Origin of the sequence: Parabacteroides sp. ASF519, from assembly GCF_000364265.2 — a bacterium.
Taxonomy (GTDB): Bacteria; Bacteroidota; Bacteroidia; order Bacteroidales; family Tannerellaceae; genus Parabacteroides; species Parabacteroides goldsteinii.
Genome location: NZ_AQFV02000006.1, coordinates 2,267,864 through 2,291,055 on the forward strand (window position 1 = coordinate 2,267,864; position 23,192 = coordinate 2,291,055).

Below are 23,192 nucleotides of genomic sequence, written 5' to 3' on the forward strand. Positions count from 1 at the left end.
AAACGGTTTATGGCTGCACTTTATCCTATTGGCATACAAAATTTCGAGAAGATTCGTAAGGAGGGGTATCTCTATGTTGATAAAACAGCGTTGATTTATCAAATGGTGAAGACCGGGAGTTATTACTTCCTGAGTCGTCCGCGCCGTTTCGGCAAATCGTTGTTGGTTTCGACTTTGGAGGCCTATTTTCAGGGTAAGGAGGAGTTGTTCGAGGGATTGGCGATGGAGAAGCTGGAACAGGATTGGTTGGAGTATCCGATATTGCATTTGGATTTAAATGCGGAGAGGTATTCGGAGGCTTCGTCCTTGGATAGTATTTTGCAACGTCATTTGAACCTGTGGGAAGATACATGGGGAAAAGATGAACGGGAAAAGACTTTGTCCGATCGTTTTATAGGGGTGATCCGCCGGGCAAAAGCTCGATCGGGAAGGCGTGTGGTCATTTTGGTGGATGAATACGACAAACCTTTGTTGCAGGCTATTGGGGATGAGCTGTTGCAGGATGAATACCGTTCTATATTAAAACCGTTTTATGGGGTGTTGAAGACGATGGACGGTGATATCCGTTTTGCTTTGCTGACAGGTGTGACAAAGTTCGGTAAAGTAAGTGTGTTCAGTGATTTGAACAATTTGATGGATATTTCGATGGATGATCGTTATGTTGAGATTTGTGGTATGACCGAGACGGAAATCCATGCGTATATGGAACAAGGGGTGTTGGATTTGACTCGTAATCTGCAAATGGATTATGAAGAAGTTTGCATGGAATTGAAACGCCGTTATGATGGTTATCATTTTACTCATAGGTCGCAAGGCATGTACAATCCGTTCAGTTTGTTAAACACATTTGCGAAGTCTGACTTTGGAGATTACTGGTTTGAGACAGGTACCCCCTCTTACTTGGTCGAGCTGTTGAAGCATACCGACTATGACTTGTACAATATGGCACATACGGAAACGAATGCAGATGTGTTGAACAGTATCGATGCCGTTTCGCGTAACCCGATACCGGTTATTTACCAAAGTGGTTATTTGACGATCAAATCCTATAATCCTAGATTTAAAATATATACATTGGGCTTTCCAAATCAGGAAGTAGAAGAGGGGTTTCTGAATTATTTGCTTCCATATTACACTTCTGTCAATGTTATTGATACTTCCTTCCAGCTTTTTAAATTCATTAAAGAAATCGAGTCTGGGGATGTGGATGCTTTCCTTAGCCGGTTGCAAAGTTTTTTTGCCGATACGCCATATGAATTGATTCGAAATCTGGAAGTGCACTACCAGAACGTCCTGTTCATCGTCTTCAAACTGGTCGGTTTCTATGTGAAGGTGGAATATCGTACTTCCCGTGGTCGCATTGACCTGGTGTTGCAAACCGATCATTACATTTATATAATGGAGTTTAAGTTGGATGGCACGACAGAGGAGGCGATGAGGCAGATCGAAGAGAAGCAGTATGCCTTGCCTTTTGCCTCGGATGAACGGAAACTTTTTAAGATAGGGGTGAACTTTGATAATGAAACACGGAACATAGCCGGTTGGTCGGTCGATTGATGTAGATTTTAATAATACTGTTAAAATGCAAGATGAACCGCCCTCTTTTATTGATAAATGAAAGAAAAAGTAAGATTTTTCTTTTAAATCCTTTGCTCGTACAAATTATTATTCTACATTTGCAGCGTCAAACAAAATAAAGACGATAAGAAAAGATGATGAACAATGTATTACATATTATTCTCGTGGTGGTCCTTCTAGTCATTAGTAGGTAAGGAGAAAGGTGTGTAAGAAGTTGTGAAGTCGTAAAAGATATTTCTTAAGCCTTTCTCCATATAGAGAAGGGCTTTTTTATTGACTAAAAGATAAAAACAGATATGATGAAGAATCCGTTAAGAAGCTCCTATAGCACAGAAGGCAGACGTATGGCCGGAGCCCGTGCATTATGGCGTGCCAACGGCATGAAAGAAGAACAGTTCGGTAAACCGATCATTGCCATTGTGAATTCATTTACCCAGTTTGTACCGGGCCATGTGCATCTACACGAGATCGGACAGCAGGTAAAAGCGGAAATCGAAAAGCTCGGTTGCTTTGCCGCAGAATTTAATACGATCGCTATTGATGACGGTATTGCTATGGGACACGACGGAATGCTTTATTCTCTGCCTTCCCGCGACATCATTGCTGACAGTGTGGAATATATGGTGAATGCGCATAAGGCTGATGCAATGGTTTGTATCAGTAACTGCGACAAGATTACTCCGGGTATGCTGATGGCCAGTATGCGTCTGAATATTCCGACAATCTTTGTATCCGGCGGTCCGATGGAAGCCGGTAATCTGGACGGACGTGCACTCGATTTGATCGACGCCATGATTGAAGCGGCTGACGATTCTATCAGCGATGAACAAGTAGAAAAGGTGGAACGTTCCGCTTGCCCGACCTGCGGTTGCTGTTCTGGTATGTTCACGGCTAACTCTATGAACTGTCTGAACGAAGCGATTGGATTGGCTCTTCCCGGCAACGGAACAGTTGTTGCAACACATGCCAACCGTACCCGCCTGTTCAAAAAAGCCGCGAAGATGATTGTTGATAATGCCTTTAAATATTATCGTGACGGCGATGATTCCGTATTGCCTCGCAGTATTGCCACCCGTCAGGCCTTTCTGAATGCTATGTCGCTGGATATTGCCATGGGGGGATCGACGAATACAGTCCTTCACCTGTTGGCCGTGGCTCATGAAGCGGAAGTCGATTTTACAATGAAAGACATCGATATGCTTTCACGCAAAACACCGGTTATCTGTAAAGTGGCTCCGAGTTGTTCTTATCATGTGGAAGATGTGAACCGTGCCGGAGGTATTATCGGTATTATGAATGAGCTGGTAAAAGCCGGTCTGGTGGACGGTTCCGTGAAACGTGCGGATGGTCTGACTTTGAATGAGGCTATCGACCAATACTGCATTACCTCTGTAAATGTAACGGAAGAAGCAATCAATATTTATAAAAGTGCTCCGGCCCACCGTTTCAATCTGGTGCTCGGATCGCAGGAAAGTTATTATAAAGAACTGGATACCGACCGTGCAACCGGATGTATCCGCGATGTGGAACATGCTTATGTGAAAGACGGCGGTCTGGCTGTTCTGTATGGAAATATTGCACAGGACGGTTGTGTGGTTAAAACAGCCGGGGTAGATGAAAGTATCTTCCGTTTTGCCGGCCCTGCCAAAGTATTCGATTCGCAGGATGCCGCTTGCGAAGGTATCCTGAAAGATCAAGTCGTCTCCGGCGATGTCGTCGTTATCACCTATGAAGGTCCTAAGGGTGGTCCGGGTATGCAGGAAATGTTGTATCCTACCTCTTATATAAAGAGTAAACATCTGGGTAAAGAATGTGCGTTAATCACAGACGGACGCTTCAGCGGTGGAACATCGGGTTTGTCAATCGGACATATTTCTCCCGAAGCGGCTGCAGGCGGAGCGATTGGCTTAGTGAAAGACGGCGATATTATCGAAATTAATATTCCCGAAAGAACCATACATGTAAAGGTGACAGACGAAGAACTGGCCAAACGCCGTGAAGCGGAAGAAGCCCGCGGAACAAAAGCCTTTACACCTCCTTTCCGCCAACGTACGGTATCGAAAGCACTGAAAGCATATGCAAAGATGGTTGCTTCGGCCGATAAGGGCGGTGTACGAATAGTAGAAGATTAATAAACACCAAATACTATATTTTAGAGATGGACAAACAAAAGATAACCGGTTCGGAAGCTTTGCTGAAAGCGCTGATCGCTGAAGGAGTAGATACTATCTTCGGTTATCCGGGTGGGCAGGCGATACCAATTTACGATAGTTTATACGATTACAGAGATCAGTTAAAACATATTCTGGTGCGCCACGAACAAGGTGCAACACATGCTGCACAGGGATATGCCCGTGTTTCCGGAAAAGTGGGAGTAACGGTGGTTACTTCGGGTCCCGGGGCAACCAATACCATCACTGGTATTGCCGATGCGCTGATGGACAGTACACCGATGGTGGTGATTGCCGGCCAGGTTCCGTCTCCGCTGCTTGGAACAGATGCTTTCCAGGAAGTTGATGTGATCGGTATCACACAACCGATTACCAAATGGGCTTACCAGATACGCCGCCCGGAAGAAATTGCTTGGGCCGTTTCCCGTGCTTTCTATATCGCATCGACCGGTCGCCCGGGACCTGTGGTACTGGATTTGGCGAAAGATGCACAGGTGGGTTTGGTAGATTATGAGTATCAGAAAGTGGATTATGTTCGTAGTTACCAACCTGAACCGGATATCAGGGAGGAACGTATCGAGGCGGCTGCTTCATTGATAAATAATGCCAAAAAGCCATTCTGTCTGGTAGGGCAGGGGGTTATCCTGGGAGGAGCTGAAGAAGAACTGAAAGAATTCTTGTTGAAAAACGATATACCAGCCGGTTCTACCGTATTGGGCTTGTCTGCATTACCTTCGGACTTCCCATTAAATAAAGGTATGTTGGGGATGCATGGAAATGTCGGACCGAACCGCAAGACAAACGAATGTGACGTGCTGATTGCTATCGGTATGCGTTTCGATGATCGCGTAACCGGCGACCTGAAGACTTATGCCAAGCAGGCAAAGATTATCCACCTGGATATCGACAATTCGGAGATCGGAAAGAATGTGCCGGTCGACGTGAAAGTGCTGGGAAATGCCAAGCATACGATTCCGATGATTACGGCTTTACTGGAAGAACGGAAGCGTCCGGAATGGAATGCTGAATTCGAACCGGATGAAAAAGAGGAATATAATAAGGTAATAGAAAAAGAACTCTATCCTACCGAAGGCCAACTGAAAATGGGCGAAGTAGTCCGTAAGGTTTCCGAAGCAACCGATAATGATGCGATTCTGGTTACGGATGTAGGTCAGAACCAGATGATGGGTGTTCGCTATTTCAAATATAAACAAACACGCAGCGTAGTTACTTCAGGAGGTTTGGGAACGATGGGCTTTGGCCTTCCCGCCGCCATTGGAGCGAAGCTGGGAGCGCCTGACCGTACGGTCTGTTTCTTTACCGGCGACGGTGGTATCCAGATGACTATCCAGGAGTTGGGAACTATCATGCAGGAAAATCTGAATGTAAAGATCATCGTTCTTAACAACAATTTCCTGGGAATGGTACGCCAGTGGCAGGAGCTGTTCTTCAACGAACGGTATTCGAATACCATCATGAAGAATCCGGATTTTGTAGCGATAGCCAAGGCTTTTGGTATTGCTTCCCGTGCGGTAGATAAACGGGAAGACTTGGATGAGGCGATTGCTGAAATGTTGAATCACGATGGTGCCTATATGTTGGTTGCCAATGTGGAAACTTGTGGTATGGTATATCCGATGGTTCCGGCCGGAGGAAGCGTGACAAACATGATTTTGGGTGATAAGTAAGGAGGAGAAACTATGAATACAAAACAATTATATACCGTTATTATCTTTTCGGAAAACACTGTTGGTCTTCTGAATCAGATAACTGTTATCTTTACGCGCCGGCAACTGAACATTGAGACGCTTTCTGTTTCTCCCTCTGCTATAAAGGGAATACATAAGTTTACAATTACTACCTTTGCCGACGAGGATACGATCGACAAGGTCGTAAAACAGATCGACAAGCGTGTGGATATCCTGAAAGCCTATTATAATACGGATGAAGACCTGGTTTACCAGGAAATCGCTCTTTATAAACTGAGTACCGAACTCTTTATCAAGATGGGGACGGTTGAGGATCTGATCCGTAAGTACAATGCCCGTATCCTTGAAATGAATGAGGATTGTGTGGTGTTGGAAAAGAGTGGTCATTATGATGAGACACAGGCTTTGTTTAAAGAATTGAGTGAGACGATCGGTGTCCTGCAATTTATCCGTTCCGGACGCGTTGCTATAACGAAGAGTAAGGTAGAACGTCTGAGCGACATGTTATCTGCAATGGAAAAGAAGTTGCAGGAAAAACATGTCTGAGAATAATAAGGAAACATTTTGTAAATAAAGTAAATTATGGAGAAGAACAAAGTAGGAGAATTTCATTTCGTAACAGAGTCTTATCTGACGGACTTCCGGGGACGTATTACAATCCCTATGATCGGAACTTATTTGTTGCATGCTGCTTCTTGCCATGCCGCCGACCGTGGATTCGGATATAACGATATGACCGAAAGGCATACCGCCTGGGTTCTTTCCCGTCTGGCTATCGAGATGACTTCTTATCCTGCCATGTCTGAATCCGTAACTTTATATACCTGGGTGGATGAGGTCGGTAAGTTGTTTACCAGCCGTTGCTTTGAACTGGTGAACGGCGAAGGCAAGACCTTTGGCTTTGCCCGCTCTATCTGGGCGGCTATCGATATGGAAACCCGCCGCCCGACCTTGCTCGATGTGGAGGGCCTGAGTGCTTATATCACCGACCGTCCCTGTCCGATTGAAAAACCGGGTAAAATTGCTCCGGTGGAAAACAACACTTCCGGCGAACCTTACCGTGTGAAGTATAGTGACCTGGACGTAAACGGCCACCTGAACAGTATCAAATACATGGAACACCTGCTCGACTTGTTCGATATCAGTCTGTTCCGAGAAAAAGAGATAAGCCGTTTCGAAATAGCTTATCAGTCCGAAGGAAAGTATGGGATGGAGCTGACTCTCCATAACCAGGAAGTATCCCTCGATAAATATAATATGGCAATCTGTAACGACGGCAAAGCCATCAGCCGCGCTGCCGTTACCTGGATCTGAAAAACAAATTATTTTATATACATTTTAATAGTAAAAAGAAAATGGCAGTAATGAATTTTGGCGGCGTTGACGAAAACGTAGTAACCCGCGAAGAATTTCCGTTGGAAAAGGCAAGAGAAGTATTGAAAGACGAAACAATCGCTGTAATAGGTTACGGCGTACAAGGTCCTGGCCAGAGCCTGAACCTGCGCGACAACGGTTTTAACGTAATTGTAGGACAACGTAAAGGTGGTAAGACCTGGGAAAAGGCCGTTGCTGACGGTTGGGTACCGGGCGAAACACTGTTCGATATCGAAGAAGCATGCGAAAAAGCAACTATCATCCAGTATCTGCTTTCAGATGCTGCTCAGATTGAAGTTTGGCCGCGCATCAAAAAATACCTGACTCCGGGTAAGGCTTTGTATTTCTCTCACGGATTCGGTATCACTTACAAAGAACGTACAAACATCATCCCTCCTGCTGATGTAGACGTAATCCTGGTTGCTCCGAAAGGTTCAGGTACTTCACTGCGCCGTATGTTCTTGCAGGGTCGTGGTCTGAACTCAAGCTACGCAATCTTCCAGGATGCAACAGGCAAAGCATGGGATCGCGTGATTGCACTGGGTATCGGTGTTGGTTCTGGTTACTTGTTTGAAACAACATTCAAGAAAGAAGTTTATTCTGACCTGACCGGCGAACGTGGTACTTTGATGGGAGCTATCCAGGGATTACTGTTGGCTCAGTACGAAACTTTGCGTGAAAACGGTCACGAACCTTCTGAAGCATTCAATGAAACAGTAGAAGAACTGACTCAGTCATTGATGCCGTTGTTCGCAGAAAACGGTATGGACTGGATGTATGCAAACTGTTCAACAACTGCACAGCGTGGTGCTTTGGACTGGATGGGCCCGTTCCACGATGCTACAAAACCGGTGTTCCAGAAGTTGTATAGCGAAGTTGCCTGCGGTAACGAAGCACAGCGTTCTATCGACACAAACAGCAAGCCTGACTATCGTGAAGGTCTGGAAAAAGAACTGGCTGCTCTTCGCGAAAGTGAAATGTGGCGTGCAGGTGCTGTTGTTCGTAAACTTCGTCCTGAAAACAACTAATAAATGGTGATACATTAATAGTTAAACATTTTGTGATATAAAAACGGCAATCCGGCTTTTCGGGTTGCCGTTTTTTTATGGTTTATGTAATGCGTTAATGGTTAAAAAATGTTTTTGATTGCAACTGTTATTGATTTTTCATCCCAATATGTATGTCATTGTTTGAATGTGGATTTTAGATAAAAAAATCAATTAAATGGTGGTTAAAATATATTTATTAGAGCAATAAATATACATAATTATGCTTGTATTAAATAATGATAAGTTATATTTGCTGATGGAGATACTGTAGTTTGTAGAGTGGAAATATAGAAGGATGTTGTGTGTAATGATCAGTATATCTTTGTTTTAGTTAACTTTATTTTATTGAAATGTATGCCAGTCACTTTTATCTTAGAAAAGTGTAACCTCTAATGAAATGAACGCTATTGTGATTAATTTTATTTAATTAAAGACTTGAATTTAGCTATGTGGACCAACTCAAAACTAATTAGATCACTAATGATTTCTGTATTATTAGGTGCGGCAGGTGCGATTGCTGCCAATCCTACAGGTCCGGAAACGATGGTAGTACAACAGGGTAATAAGGTAACCGGCCTGGTAGAGGACCAGATGGGACCTGTCGCCGGAGCTTCTGTTGTAGTGAAAGGAACCACTATCGGTACGATAACCGATATCGATGGAAAGTTTACGCTGGATAATGTTCGGCGGGGAGCGGTTATTGTTATTTCCTTTGTCGGCCTGGCCACTCAGGAGATCACTTGGAACGGACAATCTATTTTAAATGTAAAATTAAGTGATGCGACACAGGACCTGGATGAAGTCGTTGTCGTAGCCTATGGAACGGCTAAGAAATCAACCTTCACCGGATCGGCCTCCGTTGTAAAAGCTGAAAAACTCGAAAAGATCATGGGCTCCGGCTTTGCGGAAGCATTGCAGGGGATGAGTGCCGGTGTGAATGTTGTGAATGTACAGGGTAACCCCGGAGCTGATGCCCGTGTGGAGATCCGTGGTATTGCTTCCATGTCCGGAAAGGCCGATCCGTTATATATTGTGGACGGGATGCCTTACGATGGAAAACTGAATCAGATCAATCCTACGGACATAGAATCGATGACGGTGCTGAAGGATGCGGCGGCCACTTCGCTCTACGGTTCGCGTGCAGCAAACGGCGTCGTAATGATTACAACCAAGCGGGGTAAATCAGAAAAACCGCGTATTAACTTCCGCGGAGGTTGGGGTACTTCGGATAATGCTGTCAAGAATCCGAAAAAAGCCGATCCGTACCAGCAGCTGGAAAATACCTGGTATGCCTTGTATTATGATGCCCTTCTTTATGACGGCATGAATATGCAACAGGCGGGCGATTATGCTTCGTCGCAGGCATTGACCAAACAGGTAAAGGCTACAAAAGATTCGAATGGTAATCTGATTTATGTCACTCCGTTCAGACATATCAATGAAAATTACGTATTGCATGACGGCAATGGGAATCCTTACATGAATCCTAATCTGGAATATGTCTGGGATGAAGATGATTGGGATGTCTACAAAGCTATCTTCTCCCGTAAACTGCGCCAGGATTATAGTGTGGATATAAGTGGTCAGGCCAATGGTGGAAAAACAGCCTATTTCTTCTCCGGCGGTTATCTGGACGACCAGGGATATGGTAACCGGCAGTATTATAAACGTTATTCTTTCCGTACCAACCTGAGTACAGAGTTGTTCGATTGGTGGAAAGTGGCCGGTAGCCTTTCTTATTCGCGTCATCGCCAGAACCTTTCCGGTGGTGCCAGCCGTGCGGCTAACTTTACGACGACTTTGTCTTCACCCTGGTTACGTAATGAAGATAATACCGGTTGGGTCGTTTCTGAAAAAACAGGGGAACGGATGTACAGTTACGGTAAATATACCAATAACTTCTTTGGTGCCCATATCCTGAATAACTCGGGTGATTATTGGGATAATCCGAACGATGACAGTTTCGATAACAATATGGGGCATATCCTGTCTGCTCAGGTAAATACAGAGTTTACTCTTCCTTTCAACCTGAAATTCCGTTCGGCTTTGAATATTGACGATTACTGGTATCGTACCATGCAATATACTTCCGCCGTACATGGCAGCGGACAGACTGCACCTTATGGTATTTCTATACTGGCAGACGGTGGTTATGCCAGCCGTTATAATTTCAATAAACGTTCCACCACCTGGAATAATGTATTGTCTGGTGAATGGATGATTGGTGACCATACGATTTCAGGTCTGGTCGGACATGAGTGGTATACCTGGGACTCCCACTACGAACAAGGTTGGGGTGAAGGTATCATGGAACTGGGTAAATATGAATTATCGAATACCACCAAGAACTTCGGTGTTTCCGGCGGACGTGATAAATACTCTCTGCTTTCGTTCTTTGGTAAGGTCGATTATAACTTCTTGAATAAGTATTACTTGTCCGCTTCACTTCGTGAGGATGGTTCTTCCCGTTTCAGCTCCGATCATCGCTGGGGTACATTCTGGTCGACAGGCGGTTCATGGCGAATATCGAAAGAAGGTTTTATGGAAGACCTGAAATGGATTGATAACCTTTCGTTGCGTGGTAGTTACGGTACGACTGGTAATGATAAGCTGATCGTGCGTGAATCGAATGGTAAGGCAGGGGATGAAGTCCTTTACGGATACCAGGGTACTTATGAAAGTGATGACCTGTATCTGAAATCCGGTTTAAAACCATCTACCTATCCGACACCGGACTTGAAGTGGGAAAGTAATCAGCAATGGAATATCGGTTTAGATTTTTCCGTATTCAACCGACTTAGCGGTACAGTGGAATATTATTCCCGTACTTCCCATGACTTGTTGTATTATAAGGAACTGCCTCTCTCTGCCCAGGTTGGTAGTGCATCCGGGTATAATATGAATATCGGTGACCTGCGTAATAGCGGGATTGAAATCACATTGAATGCGAATATCCTTACAACGAAAGATTTCAGATGGGATATCGATGCCAACATGAGTACGCTGAAAAATGAGGTGACTTATTTGCCTACAGGTCCTTACACTTATTCTGGTACCGCCTGTACCTACAAGATGGAGGAAGGCAAGTCTCTGTATGAATTTATCGCTCCCCAGTACGACGGTGTTAATCCGGAAACCGGAGTACCCGGCTGGTTGATCCGCGATGGTAACGGCGGTTGGAAACGTACGGAAAAGCAGGAAGAAGTAACGACAGACGATTTTGTGTACTGTGGCTCCGCGATTCCCAAAGTGTTCGGTGCTATCACCAATAACTTCCAGTTCAAAGGGATCGACCTGTCGTTCATGTTCTATTATTCTTATGGTTCCAAAATATCGGACTATACATATAAAGAACGTATCATGAACCGTCCGGGTGTCGGTGTGATACAGGAGTTGGTTGAGGACAGATGGCGTCAGCCGGGCGATGCGGATGTGCTTATCCCACGTTGGTCGTACAACCAGTATGGCGCGACGGTAAAATATGCAGATAACTTCGTATTCGACAACCACTACTGGCGTCTGAGAAACCTGACATTAGGCTATACGCTGCCTAAGAGCCTTACCCGCAAGGCCCTGGTAGAAAACCTGCGTGTTTATGTAACCGGTAATAACCTGTTGACTTTCGGTCCTGCCAAAAAACGCTACACAGACCCCGAAACAGGTATAATGGGTAACAGTTATAACGGTAATGCTGAAACCGATAACGGTATTCAGGGTTCGAGAAGACTGTATATGGTCGGTATTCAAATCACATTGTAAACGTAAAAAATGATATTTATGAAACGATTTATAAATATATCCTTCCTGTCCCTGGTTTTTGCTGGTATGGCCCTGACCGGATGTAACGACGACCTGACAACCAGCTCCTACGTGAAAGTAAACGATGAAGATGTACTGGGGAATGTCTCCCAGTTGGAAAAAGTATTGACTTCAGCCTATAAGCAGCTGTATTTTAATACTGATAAAGGAGACCGTGTGTATGCCGGTCTTCCCGGATTCCAGATGTATGTCGATGCGAGTGGTGCCGACGTGATCAGCCATACCAATATGGGAGGTGATCAGGTAACAGCATACCAGTATTCCAACTCAAAAACACAGGCTGACGGAAATGCCTCAAAAATCTGGTCGATGTGCTATAATGTGATCAACCGTGCCAATATCATCCTGACCAATGTGGATGCCGCCGCCGGTGATGAAACACAGAAAAAACATATCAAAGGCCAGGCGTTGGCGATGCGTGGAATCCAGTATTTCCATCTGATCCAGAATTACCAGCAGACGTATGCGATAGCTAAAAGCAAGCGTGGGGTGATCCTGCGTACCTCTTCCGATGATGAATCCCATAAAGGTTTTTCTACTGTAGAGGAAGTCTATACCCAGATTGTGTCCGACCTGACGACGGCTAAAACATTGCTTGCCGATTATAATCCGGACGATATGTGGCTGATCAACTCCAAAATATGTTCGGGAATCCTGGCCCGTGTTTATCTGGTGATGCAGAACTGGGACGGCGCTTACAATGAAGCCAAGATCGTCTACGACCAGCACAGCCAGTTGATGACCCGCGAACAATACCGTTCCGGTTTCGACGATATGATCTCCGGCAATTATGCGGAAGTGGTATGGGCCATGAAATATACCGCCGATAATAACCTGGGCGGTAGTACGCAGTTCAATTTCTGGTATAACCAGGATGCCAGCTACGGCGAGGGTTATGCCGATGGTCCTATCTACTCGTTCCTTGACTACTTCGTGGATGAGCAGTTTGTGAAACTATTTGAAGAAAAAGAAGACCGTTACCAGTTCTGGAAACGTACGAACAATGCGAATACGGAAATCAATACAAAATGGGCTTTCGACAAATACAAGCATTATGGTGAAGACGGCGGAAGCGTTATTCAAAGCGCCACCCGTCCGGAAGTCTGCCTGATGCGCGGAGCCGAAATGCTGCTGATTATGGCGGAGGCTGCTGCCCAAAAGGGTAACTCCGGCGAGGCTCTGAATCTGCTGAACCGTTTGCAGGTGGCGCGTAATGCTACCCCGACAACCAATGCCGGAGGCGAAGCTTTGCTGGAAGACATCTATGTGGAACGCCGTAAAGAGTTGATCTGTGAAGGACAAGCCGGTTTTTATGACCTGGTGCGCCTGCAAAAGAGATTGGTTCGTATCGGTGAATCAACTACCAATCCTGCCGGACATTACGTATGGGGCATGCAGTATCTGAACGGATATAATGCGCTCGATCCGCAACCGATAGGGACGCTGGAGTCGAACGATTACCGTTTCTTCTGCCAAATCCCGCAAATGGAAATCCTGAATAATGATGCGATCTCCGAATCAGATCAGAATCCGTGGAGCGGGCAGTAAGTTTCATCTGTTGTAAATAAATAAAAGAGAGGGAGGTGTTTATTACATGCCTCCCTCTCTTTTATTTGTAACATTTGATGTTCACTGTTTTACTTTTTGTCCTTTAGCACTTCCTGTAACATGGCCACCTTCTCCTGCTCCGCTTTCAATAAACGTTCGTATAATTCAACGACTTTTTCTAAGGGGTTAAATGTAGGATTATAATTCTGGCAATTAGCATTATCTTGCCAGGTGCCGGAAAAGATATTAATGGAAGTGGCTTCGCCTAGTTCCGTAATTGCTTCTTCGGGTATATCTAATGCTTTGGCAATCTTTTCGATTACTTCCGGCTCCAGATTACTTCTTTTTTCGTATGTCGAAAGGGTTAGTAGAAAATAAATCCGGTTTATCTCTCATAATAAATATCGGAAAGAGTTGCCTGATAATATTTGTACCACAGAAAAAACACATCAAAGGTCAGGCGCTGGCGATGCGTGGAATCCAGTATTTTCACCTGATCCAGAATTACCAGTAAACGTATGTCATTGCGAAAAATAGTTTCTCTTTCAACCGATAATAGTGGACATGATATCAGTGAAACGGTTGATGCAAATCAGTGTCGTATGGAAACTTCACTTCCTGTAACCAAACAGACGGCAAAATCAAAATGATATAAAAATGAATGATATATGAATATTATGAGTGTAAATGGCCTTTGGAGGAAACAGACTTATTTTTTATTTGTTCATTCTAGAAAAGGGAAGCATACATTTATTAACATAACAGATATCTGATATCGACTTTTTATCTCGTTTAAACCGAAGAAAATTTTAGTTTAAACAGATTTCAATTTCGTTTAAACTGAGATAAATTTCTATTGTAGTGGAGTTTTTATTCGTTTAGAGAAGAAAAACACCTCAATTAGTGCTTTTAAAAAAGAAAATCATATGTTTTTAGACAGTTTTTATTTCCAGAGCAACCGCTTTTTGATGTGTGTGTAAAATAGCAATATGTTAATAAATTATGAATAGATGTGGTATATGGGTAACAATCATAGATAATATACATTTTTTGTGATATGAATATTGCAACAATCAGGTCAAAGCGAACAAAGGTAAGTCGGCGAGATTTCTATAAAAACAGATCGACATTTCCCTTTGCCCGTACAATTCCTTCAGCACATACATAAAATATCATTTTGACAATCCTTTAACTTCCAGGAACTCTCCTGACGCTTTGTATCCAATAGTATGTTCTCCGGATAGGACTTGGCTTTTATATCCCAAAAAGTAAATCATCAATAGTAAACAAGGCAACCGCAGCAAAAGGATGTTTCAATATAGAAATATTTGAACTATCCCGTTCCCGTGCTCGACACGGGATCGCAAAAGCACAAACCGTATCCTATATGTATCTTTTGATACTGCCTGTTCTTCTGCGGCCCCGTGTCAAGCACGGGGACAGGATAGTTCATATCTGATAAGAAATGAATCAAATTCTTTTGGTATAGTTTAATCAGTCATAAAAGGAGAGGCGTGTCTGTGAAGGTGTGCTTCTTTCCTGTAGATAACGGGATTTAATCCCGGTAGGGTTTGCCGGAATAAATGAAGAATGTATCTTTGTAGGAGATCGTTAACAACTTAAAAAGATATACCATGAATAAAATCAGTTTGCTGTTTATTTTGTCTGTATTAATCACTTTTTCTGCTTATGCCCAGGATGATATAAAGATAACGCATGCCCCTTATCTGCAAAATCTGGGAGAAAATGAAGTCACTGTTGTATGGACTGCAAACAAGCCTTCGATCGGCTGGGTGGAACTGGCTCCTGATGACGGAACTCATTATTATCAGACGGAGCGTCCGAAGTTCTTTAATGCGAAGAATGGCATCAAGCTGACCTCTACCGTCCATTCTGTGCATCTGACAGGGTTAAAGCCCGGCACACGTTATCGCTACCGGGTGTATTCGCAGGAAGTGTTAAGCCATGTCGGCTGGCGGGTGATTTACGGGAATGTGGCGGCAACGTCTGTTTACGGCAAGCAACCGCTGACGTTCCTGACCAGCGATCATGGCAGGCAATCCGTGAACTTTGCCATGGTCAACGATATCCACGGAAAAAGTGATGTGCTGGAAAAACTGGTTTCCCATTGTGATCTGAAAAAGACCGATATGTTTCTGTTCAATGGCGATATGGTCTCTATTTTCAACAATGAAAAGGAAATATTCGAAGGCTTTATGGATAAGGCAACCGAGCTTTTCGCCTCCGAGATACCGATGTACTATACCCGTGGAAACCATGAAACCCGCGGTTCCTTTGCTACCGCATTCCAGGACTATTTCTCTCCGAAACAGGAGCACATCTATTATATGTTCCGCCAGGGATCTGTCTGCTTTGTTATCCTGGACAGTGGCGAAGATAAACCGGATTCGGATCTTGAATATGCCGGCATAACAGTCTATGACCAGTATCGTACGGAACAGGCGGAATGGTTGAAGAAGGTACTTGAAAGCAAGGAGTATAAAGAAGCACCGTTTAAAGTCGTAGTTTGCCATATGCCTCCGTTCGGTGGTTGGCATGGTGAGCAGGAAGTTGCCGAAAAGTTTATCCCCTTACTCAATAATGCCGGTGTCGATCTCATGCTTTGCGGCCACCTTCACCGGTATATGCGGAATGAACCGAAAGACGGTGTTCGTTTTCCGGTTATTGTAAACTCCAATAATACGGTATTGAAAGCGGAAGCAGGCGTAAAAGAATTAAACATCAGGATACTGGACATGGAGGGGAAAGAGGTGGATAAGCTGACAATAACCAAATAAGACATATAGATGGGAGAAACATCCTCCGGCTGAACTATCAAAAATAGGAAGAATAGAATCAGTTTTGAAAATAACCTGTTGAAGCAGAGGTTCTATATTTGTACAATCATAAAAACGGTAATCATTGGTATAACCTAAATAGAATCTTTAATGAAAGGTATTTTCTTTGTCATATGTATGTGTTTTGTCTCGTTTGGAGTATCTGCCCAGGTCAGTGAGTCAGCTTTTGTAAATCCGGAGAATAAATATAAGCCTGTTCCTTTGTGGTTTTGGAATAATGCGACGGTCAATGAAAACGAATTGCTGGACCAATTCCGTCAGATGATCCGAAAAGACGGGTATGGCGGTTGTGCAATCCTTCCTTTCGGGCAAGACTTCAAGCCGGAATATCTGTCAGACGATTATTTCAATCTTTATAGCAAGATTATAGAGGAAGCCAAGAAACTGGATGTGCATATGTCCCTGTATGATGAGTATGGTTTTCCGAGTGGAAGTATGGGAGCCATCAACGCGGATGGGGTACCTCGCTTCATGAACAAATATCCGGATGCCACGATCAAGCGGCTGGACAAAATGGAGTATAAAGTAGCTGTCGGCGAATCATTCGAACAGGTCGTTCCTGCCGGAAAACTGATGTCGGTCGTTGCAATGGACACGCTGACGAAGCATCGGATTTCGCTGGAACAATATATTCGTTCCGGTAAACTCAACTGGAAAGTTCCGGAAGGAGCCTGGAAGATCATGTTTTTCGTCTGTGTGAAAGATGGCGACCCGAATGTGGATTATCTGGACCCTGAAGCCGTCAGGCTGTTTGTAAAAGAAACTCATCAGGCATATTATGACCGTTTCTCTCCCTATTTCGGGAATACGATCATAGAAACTTTTTTTGATGAACCGACCCTGTACCGGGCTAAGGGACGTATCTGGACAGACGCGTTTAACGAGAAATTTATCTCCCGTTACGGGGAATCTCCCGAATTACTGTATCCGGCATTATGGTATGACATCGGGGAGGAAACGCAATCTGCGCGGAACCGTCTGTTTGGCTTGCGTGCCCATTTGTATTCCGAAGGTTTTATGAAAATAATCGGTGAATGGGCTTCTGCCCATGGCATTTACTCTACCGGTCATCAGGATCAGGAAGAGATTGCGAATCCGGTGGGAACTTCTGGTGACTTGATGTTGTGCGGGAAATATATGGGGATTCCCGGTATTGACAAAATTGGCGGAGGCCGTCCGACCGAATTGTTTTATAAAGTGGTTTCTTCTTCTGCCTATAACTGGGACAAACGCCAGGTAATGTCCGAAACATACGGCGCTATGGGGAATATCAGTGTAAAAGAGCTTTACCACATAGCCATGGAACAATATACGAAAGGGGTCAATACGCTTATCCCACATGCTGTCTGGTATAATGATCGGAATGTTACTTTCCTGCCTGAGTTATCCTGGCGGAACGAACTGTACCGCGATTCACTTCCGGCATTTAATAAGTTCCTGTCCCGTCTCAACTATATTTTGCGGCAGGAAGGAAGACATGTCGCCGATATAGCAGTCCTTTATCCGATCGAATCTCTTCAGGGAGAACATGTGATGGATGGGGAACTGGGATTTTATGAAGGCGGGGTAATGATCCCGAATACGGATTATACACATGTCTCGGCTTTATTGACTGATACCCTCGGGCGTGATTTCACTTATCTGCATCCGGAGGTCTTATCTACAAAATGCCGTGTGAAAAAAGGATTGTTGCACCTCGACAATCAGGTGAACAAAGAAACTTTCCGGTTGATTATTATTCCCGGAGTAAAAACAATATCGTTAACGGCTTTACGACAGGTCGAGTCTTTCTTTAAATCCGGGGGGAATGTCATATTTACAACCCAGTTGCCGGAGAAATCGGTAGAACCGGGACAGGACAAGGAGGTGAAAGACATCATTTCCCGTATATTAGGTGTCAATGCTTCCTACGCAACTGCGGGTAAAGCCTTTTTCGTAGAGAAACCTGGACCGGATGCTTTAAAGACTGCAATCGAGGATTCCTATCCTGTTCCTGACGTGGCCTTTGAAGCAGGGCATGAATTGAATTACATTCATAAGGAACTGAAAAATCAGTCTGTTTATTATTTTGCCAATTTGAAAGATCAACCCTATCAGGCAAATGTCGTGTTGCGAGGGAAGCTGAAACCTGTCTTATTGAACCCTCATACCGGACAGCGGATGAAGGTGGCATATGAACATAAACGTGTTTCCGGCATGGAAACGACAACGGTTACGTTACCGGTAGAAAAGCATTCGTCCGTATTCCTTATTGATAACATTTTATAATAGAAAAATAGATACCATGAAAACAGGAAAAACTAAAGTCGGCCTGATTGGGCTGGGCCTGGATACGTATTGGCCCCAATTTGAAGGACTATACACACGTCTTTGCGGGTACCAGGACTGGATCGCATCGGAGATGTCCCGTCCGGACACCGAAGTCGTTAACGCCGGGATTGCTGATAACCCGGTAAAAGCTGTTGAGGCAGCTGAAGATCTGAAGAAAGAAGAGATCAGCCTTCTGTTTGTCTTTATCTCTACTTATGCTTTATCTTCGACGGTCCTGCCGTTGGCCCAGCGTGTGAAGGTCCCGGTTATTCTCTTGAATATCCAGCCTGTTGCGGCAATCGACTATGAATATATAAACGGATTGGGTGACAGGGGGAAAATGACCGGTGAATGGTTGGCACATTGCCAGGCCTGTTCCGTCCCTGAATTTGCCAGCGTGTTCAACCGCGCCGGTATTCCTTATGAAATCGTAAGTGGCTATTTGCAGGAAGAATATGTGTGGAAGCAGATAAACGGCTGGATCGATGCCGCCCGTGTGGTAAATGGGATGAAGAATAACCGCATGGGAATCCTGGGCCATTATTATTGCGGGATGCTCGATGTGTATACCGACCTGACCCGGCAGTCGTCTGTTTTCGGTACGCATGTGGAAATCGTAGAGATGTGCGAACTGAAAGCCTACCGCGACAACGTTACCGATGAAGATGTAAAAGACAAACTGGATGAATTCAATGCTTGTTTTGAGATCGACGAGCAATGCGAAGCCGGTGAGCTGGAACGTGCCGCCCGGACATCCATAGCCCTCGACAGGCTGATCGAGGCGCACGACCTGGGTTCGATGGCCTATTATTATGAAGGCTATGCCGGAAATGATTATGAGAATATTGTGACTTCCGTCATTGCCGGGAACACGTTGCTGACCGGACGCGAGATCCCTGTTGCCGGCGAATGTGAAGTGAAGAATGTACAGGCAATGAAGATCCTGTCTTTGTTGGGCTCAGGCGGCTCTTTCTCTGAATTTTATGCCCTCGACTTCAAGGATGATATCGTTATGTTGGGGCATGACGGTCCGGCTCATTTTGCCATAGCGGAAGGAAAAGTCCGGTTGGTGCCGCTTCCGGTTTATCATGGCAAACCGGGTAAAGGATTGTCTATTCAGATGACGGTCAAACATGGCCCTGTTACTTTACTGTCCGTCTGCGAAGGGAAAGACGGCGTTTTCCTGCTGGCAGCTGAAGGGGAGTCGGTGGAAGGACCAACTTTGAAGATCGGAAATACGAACAGCCGCTATCGTTTTGCCTGTGGTGCCCGTGCTTTTATCGACGCCTGGAGCAAGGCGGGACCTTCCCATCATTGTGCGATAGGGCTTGGACATCAGGTAGATAAACTGGAGAAAATCGCATTCCTGCTGGATATACCGATTATCAGGGTAGGATAGGTGGGAGACTGTTATAGGAAGGAAGTCTGAGTAATGATTTATTAATTCGAAAGCCTTTCCTCTTTCAGTTTATAAGAGAATATGTATAAAAAATATCGTTTTATATTTGGTGGTTTAGAAAAAGGCTGTATCTTTGCAGCGTTAAATAAAAATGACAATGAAACAGAACATAGCAAATAGTCTCATTATTTCTCTAAACATTATTCTACTCTGGGAACGGGATAGGAAGTGAGACTGTACGTGCTTTTCTGATGCATGAAGATATAAAAGAGCCTTTCTCACTTCCTTGTGAGAGAGGCTTTTTTTATGAATGAACAAAAGAATATTAACAAATTTAAGATGATAAAAACTATGTCAGACAGATTATTTATTTTCGACACCACATTACGGGATGGTGAGCAAGTGCCGGGTTGCCAGTTAAACAGTATTGAAAAGATTCAGGTTGCCAGAGCACTCGAAGAACTGGGCGTCGATGTGATTGAGGCAGGATTTCCTGTATCGAGTCCGGGCGATTTCAACAGTGTGGTTGAAATATCCAAGGCCGTTACCTGGCCGACTATCTGTGCTTTGACCCGTGCGGTTGAAAAAGATATAGATGTGGCTGCCGAAGCATTGAAGTTCGCCAAACGCGGACGTATCCATACCGGTATCGGTACTTCCGATTACCATATCCGTTATAAGTTCAACTCCAACCAGGACGAGATACTGGAGCGTGCCATCGCTGCCACCAAATATGCCAAAAGATATGTGGAAGATATCGAATTCTACTGCGAAGATGCCGGACGTACGGACAATGCCTATCTGGCACGTGTCGTGGAGGCGGTGATCAAAGCGGGTGCAACCGTTGTGAATATCCCGGATACGACCGGTTACTGTCTGCCCGACGAATATGGTGAAAAGATCAAATATCTGATGGAACATGTGGATGGTATCCAGCATGCAATCATCTCCACCCACTGCCATAATGACCTGGGTATGGCAACAGCCAATACCGTGCAGGGTGTCCTGAACGGTGCCCGCCAGGTGGAAGTGACCATCAACGGTATCGGTGAACGTGCCGGTAATACTTCGCTGGAAGAAGTAGCCATGATCTTCCGTAGCCACAAAGAACGTGGTATCGAAACCAATATAAACACAACCAAAATCTATGGCATCAGCCGTACGGTTTCCAGCCTGATGAACATGCCGGTTCAGCCGAACAAGGCGATTGTCGGACGTAATGCTTTCGCCCATTCTTCCGGTATCCACCAGGACGGTGTATTGAAAAACCGTGAAAGCTATGAGATTATCGACCCGAAGGATGTCGGTATCGACGATAACGCAATCGTATTGACCGCCCGTAGCGGACGTGCCGCATTGAAACACCGCCTGAGTGTTTTAGGTGTGGAACTGGATCAGGAAAAACTGGATAAGGTATATCAGGAATTCCTGAAACTGGCTGACCGCAAGAAAGATATCAATGACGACGACGTGTTGATGCTGGCCGGAAAAGACCGTACTGCCATGCACCGTATCAAACTGGAATATTTGCAGGTTACATCGGGGGTCGGCTTACAGTCTGTTGCCAGCGTCTGCCTGAATATCGCCGGTGAAAAGTTTGAAGCAGCCGCTTCCGGCAACGGTCCGGTGGATGCAGCCATCAAAGCCGTGAAGTCGATTATCCACCGCACGATGACCATCCAGGAATTTCTCATCCAGGCTATTAATAAAGGTAGTGACGACATGGGTAAAGTCCATATGCAGGTGGAATACGACGGAAACAATTATTACGGTTTTGCCGCCAATACCGATATCATCGCTGCTTCCGTAGAAGCCTTCATCGACGCAATCAACAAGTTCGTAAAATAACATAATACATAATTAGCAATGAGCAAGACATTATTCGAAAAGATTTGGGAGAAACATGTGGTGGATACCCTGCCCGACGGAACGATCCAGTTTTATATCGACCGTCTGTATTGCCACGAAGTAACCAGTCCGCAGGCTTTTGCGGGGTTACGTGCTCGTGGTCTGAAGCCGTTCCGACCGGAGCAGATCACTTGTATGCCGGACCACAATATCCCGACATTGAATCAGGAAAAACCGATCGAAGACCCTGTCTCCAAGAATCAGGTGGATACATTGGAAAAGAACGCGAAGGATTTTAATCTGACTTATTACGGTCTGCAGCACCCTAAAAACGGTATCATCCATGTAGTAGGACCGGAAACAGGTCTGACTCAGCCGGGTATGACGATCGTTTGCGGTGACTCTCATACCTCTACCCACGGTGCCATGGGCGCGATTGCTTTCGGTATCGGTACCAGCGAGGTAGAAATGACATTGGCTACTCAGTGTATTATGCAGCGCAAGCCGAAGACGATGCGTATCACCATCGACGGCAAACGCAAACCGGGTGTAACGGCAAAAGATTTCGCCCTATACATTATAAGTAAGATGACGACAGGCGGTGCTACCGGTTATTTCGTTGAATATGCCGGCGAAGCGATTCGCAACACGACAATGGAAGAACGTCTGACCATCTGCAACCTGTCTATCGAAATGGGTGCCCGCGGTGGTATGATCGCTCCCGACCAGGTCACTTTCGACTATCTGAAAGACCGTGAATTCTCTCCCCGTGCCGAAGCCTGGGAAAAGAAACTGGCTGAATGGCGCGAACTTTACAGTGACCCCGATGCCAAATTCGACAAGGAAGTCGTTTTCCATGCAGAAGACATCGATCCGATGGTTACATACGGAACCAATCCGGGAATGGGAATGGGTATCCGCGAAAACATCCCGACAATGGAGAGCGTAGACGAGGCCGGCCGTATCTCTTACAAGAAATCTCTGGACTATATGGGCTTCACTGCCGGTGAACCGGTATTGGGCAAAAAGATCGACTATGTCTTCCTGGGAAGTTGTACGAACGGCCGTATCGAGGACTTCCGTGCTTTTGCCTCCCTGGTGAAAGGAAAGAAGAAAGCCGACGATGTGATCGTATGGCTGGTTCCGGGTAGCTGGCAGGTGGAACGCCAGATCCGTGCGGAAGGTATCGACAAGGTATTGACGGAAGCCGGTTTCGAACTGCGTCAGCCGGGTTGCTCGGCTTGCCTGGCCATGAATGAAGATAAGGTTCCGGCAGGCAAATATGCCGTATCTACTTCAAACCGTAACTTCGAAGGCCGTCAGGGACCGGGTGCACGTACTATCCTGGCCGGGCCGTTGGTGGCAGCGGCTGCGGCAGTAACGGGTAAGATCACCGATCCCCGGGAGTTGATGTAGTCTCCGATGCGGTAACCAGGGACGGTCTCCGGTGCGGCGACAGAGGTGTCGTTGATGTGGAGACAGTGGTGTCGCCGGTGCCGCGAAAGGGCTTTCGCGGGTAGCGCGAATAA

Annotated in this window: 13 protein-coding genes and 1 pseudogene; 13 read left to right on the forward strand and 1 reads right to left on the reverse strand. The window is 45.3% G+C overall.

The annotated features are described in order from the left end of the window. The first annotated feature begins 9 nt into the window (after nt 1–9). The 8 genes from C825_RS08760 (at nt 10) to C825_RS08795 (ending at nt 13,248) form a co-directional block, all read left to right on the forward strand. Nucleotides 10–1,557, forward strand: a complete 1,548-nt coding sequence (locus tag C825_RS08760) for a PD-(D/E)XK nuclease domain-containing ATP-binding protein (RefSeq protein ID WP_010802209.1) — start codon at nt 10–12, stop codon at nt 1,555–1,557. A gap of 320 nt (nt 1,558–1,877) precedes the next feature. Then, nucleotides 1,878–3,710: a dihydroxy-acid dehydratase gene (gene ilvD, locus C825_RS08765; protein WP_007654497.1), complete on the forward strand. Its 1,833-nt coding sequence runs from the start codon at nt 1,878–1,880 to the stop codon at nt 3,708–3,710. A gap of 26 nt (nt 3,711–3,736) precedes the next feature. After that, nucleotides 3,737–5,437 (forward strand): biosynthetic-type acetolactate synthase large subunit, encoded by a 1,701-nt coding sequence (gene ilvB, locus C825_RS08770; protein WP_010802210.1) that lies wholly within the window; start codon nt 3,737–3,739, stop codon nt 5,435–5,437. A gap of 12 nt (nt 5,438–5,449) precedes the next feature. Next, on the forward strand, nt 5,450–6,004 hold the full coding sequence (ilvN, locus tag C825_RS08775; protein ID WP_010802211.1) for an acetolactate synthase small subunit: 555 nt from the start codon (nt 5,450–5,452) through the stop codon (nt 6,002–6,004). 36 nt (nt 6,005–6,040) lie between these two features. Further along, the gene (locus tag C825_RS08780; RefSeq protein WP_010802212.1) at nt 6,041–6,772 is read left to right on the forward strand and encodes an acyl-[acyl-carrier-protein] thioesterase; all 732 of its coding nucleotides are present in this window, start codon (nt 6,041–6,043) and stop codon (nt 6,770–6,772) included. 41 nt (nt 6,773–6,813) lie between these two features. Next, a complete protein-coding gene (gene ilvC, locus C825_RS08785; RefSeq protein ID WP_007654491.1) occupies nt 6,814–7,860 on the forward strand; it encodes a ketol-acid reductoisomerase in 1,047 nt (348 codons plus the stop codon). A gap of 501 nt (nt 7,861–8,361) precedes the next feature. Continuing rightward, nucleotides 8,362–11,640, forward strand: coding sequence for a SusC/RagA family TonB-linked outer membrane protein (locus C825_RS08790; RefSeq protein ID WP_010802214.1), 3,279 nt, complete (start codon nt 8,362–8,364; stop codon nt 11,638–11,640). Nucleotides 11,641–11,658: 18 nt separating this feature from the next. Then, nucleotides 11,659–13,248, forward strand: coding sequence for a RagB/SusD family nutrient uptake outer membrane protein (locus tag C825_RS08795; protein ID WP_007654482.1), 1,590 nt, complete (start codon nt 11,659–11,661; stop codon nt 13,246–13,248). A gap of 89 nt (nt 13,249–13,337) precedes the next feature. Here C825_RS08795 and C825_RS27710 read toward each other — a convergent pair. Continuing rightward, nucleotides 13,338–13,613, reverse strand: a pseudogene (locus C825_RS27710) (helix-turn-helix domain-containing protein); the annotation flags it as partial. A 1,269-nt stretch (nt 13,614–14,882) separates the two neighbouring features. On the opposite strand from C825_RS27710, the gene C825_RS08800 reads away from it, so the two are divergent. The 5 genes from C825_RS08800 to leuC all read left to right on the forward strand — a co-directional run bounded on the left by C825_RS08800 (nt 14,883) and on the right by leuC (nt 23,079). Next, a complete protein-coding gene (locus C825_RS08800) occupies nt 14,883–16,046 on the forward strand; it encodes a purple acid phosphatase family protein (protein WP_010802215.1) in 1,164 nt (387 codons plus the stop codon). Nucleotides 16,047–16,196: 150 nt separating this feature from the next. Then, entirely contained in the window at nt 16,197–18,374 is a 2,178-nt protein-coding gene (locus C825_RS08805; RefSeq protein WP_010802216.1) for a glycosyl hydrolase, read from the forward strand. Nucleotides 18,375–18,390: 16 nt separating this feature from the next. After that, on the forward strand, nt 18,391–19,815 hold the full coding sequence (locus C825_RS08810; RefSeq protein ID WP_010802217.1) for an L-fucose/L-arabinose isomerase family protein: 1,425 nt from the start codon (nt 18,391–18,393) through the stop codon (nt 19,813–19,815). Between the two features lie 351 nt (nt 19,816–20,166). Beyond that, complete coding sequence (locus C825_RS08815; RefSeq protein WP_007654474.1) at nt 20,167–21,663, forward strand: 2-isopropylmalate synthase; 1,497 nt, start codon at nt 20,167–20,169, stop codon at nt 21,661–21,663. A gap of 18 nt (nt 21,664–21,681) precedes the next feature. Continuing rightward, nucleotides 21,682–23,079 (forward strand): 3-isopropylmalate dehydratase large subunit, encoded by a 1,398-nt coding sequence (leuC, locus tag C825_RS08820; RefSeq protein ID WP_007654472.1) that lies wholly within the window; start codon nt 21,682–21,684, stop codon nt 23,077–23,079. The last annotated feature ends 113 nt before the right edge of the window (nt 23,080–23,192 follow it).

Bases quoted from the DNA above. Each gene is read 5' to 3' on its own strand.
- leuC (WP_007654472.1), top strand. From the start codon at position 21,682: ATGAGCAAGACATTATTCGAAAAGATTTGGGAGAAACATGTGGTGGAT.
- C825_RS08805 (WP_010802216.1), top strand. From the start codon at position 16,197: ATGAAAGGTATTTTCTTTGTCATATGTATGTGTTTTGTCTCGTTTGGA.
- ilvN (WP_010802211.1), top strand. From the start codon at position 5,450: ATGAATACAAAACAATTATATACCGTTATTATCTTTTCGGAAAACACT.
- C825_RS08795 (WP_007654482.1), top strand. From the start codon at position 11,659: ATGAAACGATTTATAAATATATCCTTCCTGTCCCTGGTTTTTGCTGGT.
- C825_RS08760 (WP_010802209.1), top strand. From the start codon at position 10: ATGGCTGCACTTTATCCTATTGGCATACAAAATTTCGAGAAGATTCGT.
- ilvC (WP_007654491.1), top strand. From the start codon at position 6,814: ATGGCAGTAATGAATTTTGGCGGCGTTGACGAAAACGTAGTAACCCGC.
- C825_RS08815 (WP_007654474.1), top strand. From the start codon at position 20,167: ATGTCAGACAGATTATTTATTTTCGACACCACATTACGGGATGGTGAG.
- C825_RS08810 (WP_010802217.1), top strand. From the start codon at position 18,391: ATGAAAACAGGAAAAACTAAAGTCGGCCTGATTGGGCTGGGCCTGGAT.
- C825_RS08790 (WP_010802214.1), top strand. From the start codon at position 8,362: ATGATTTCTGTATTATTAGGTGCGGCAGGTGCGATTGCTGCCAATCCT.
- ilvB (WP_010802210.1), top strand. From the start codon at position 3,737: ATGGACAAACAAAAGATAACCGGTTCGGAAGCTTTGCTGAAAGCGCTG.
- ilvD (WP_007654497.1), top strand. From the start codon at position 1,878: ATGAAGAATCCGTTAAGAAGCTCCTATAGCACAGAAGGCAGACGTATG.
- C825_RS08780 (WP_010802212.1), top strand. From the start codon at position 6,041: ATGGAGAAGAACAAAGTAGGAGAATTTCATTTCGTAACAGAGTCTTAT.
- C825_RS08800 (WP_010802215.1), top strand. From the start codon at position 14,883: ATGAATAAAATCAGTTTGCTGTTTATTTTGTCTGTATTAATCACTTTT.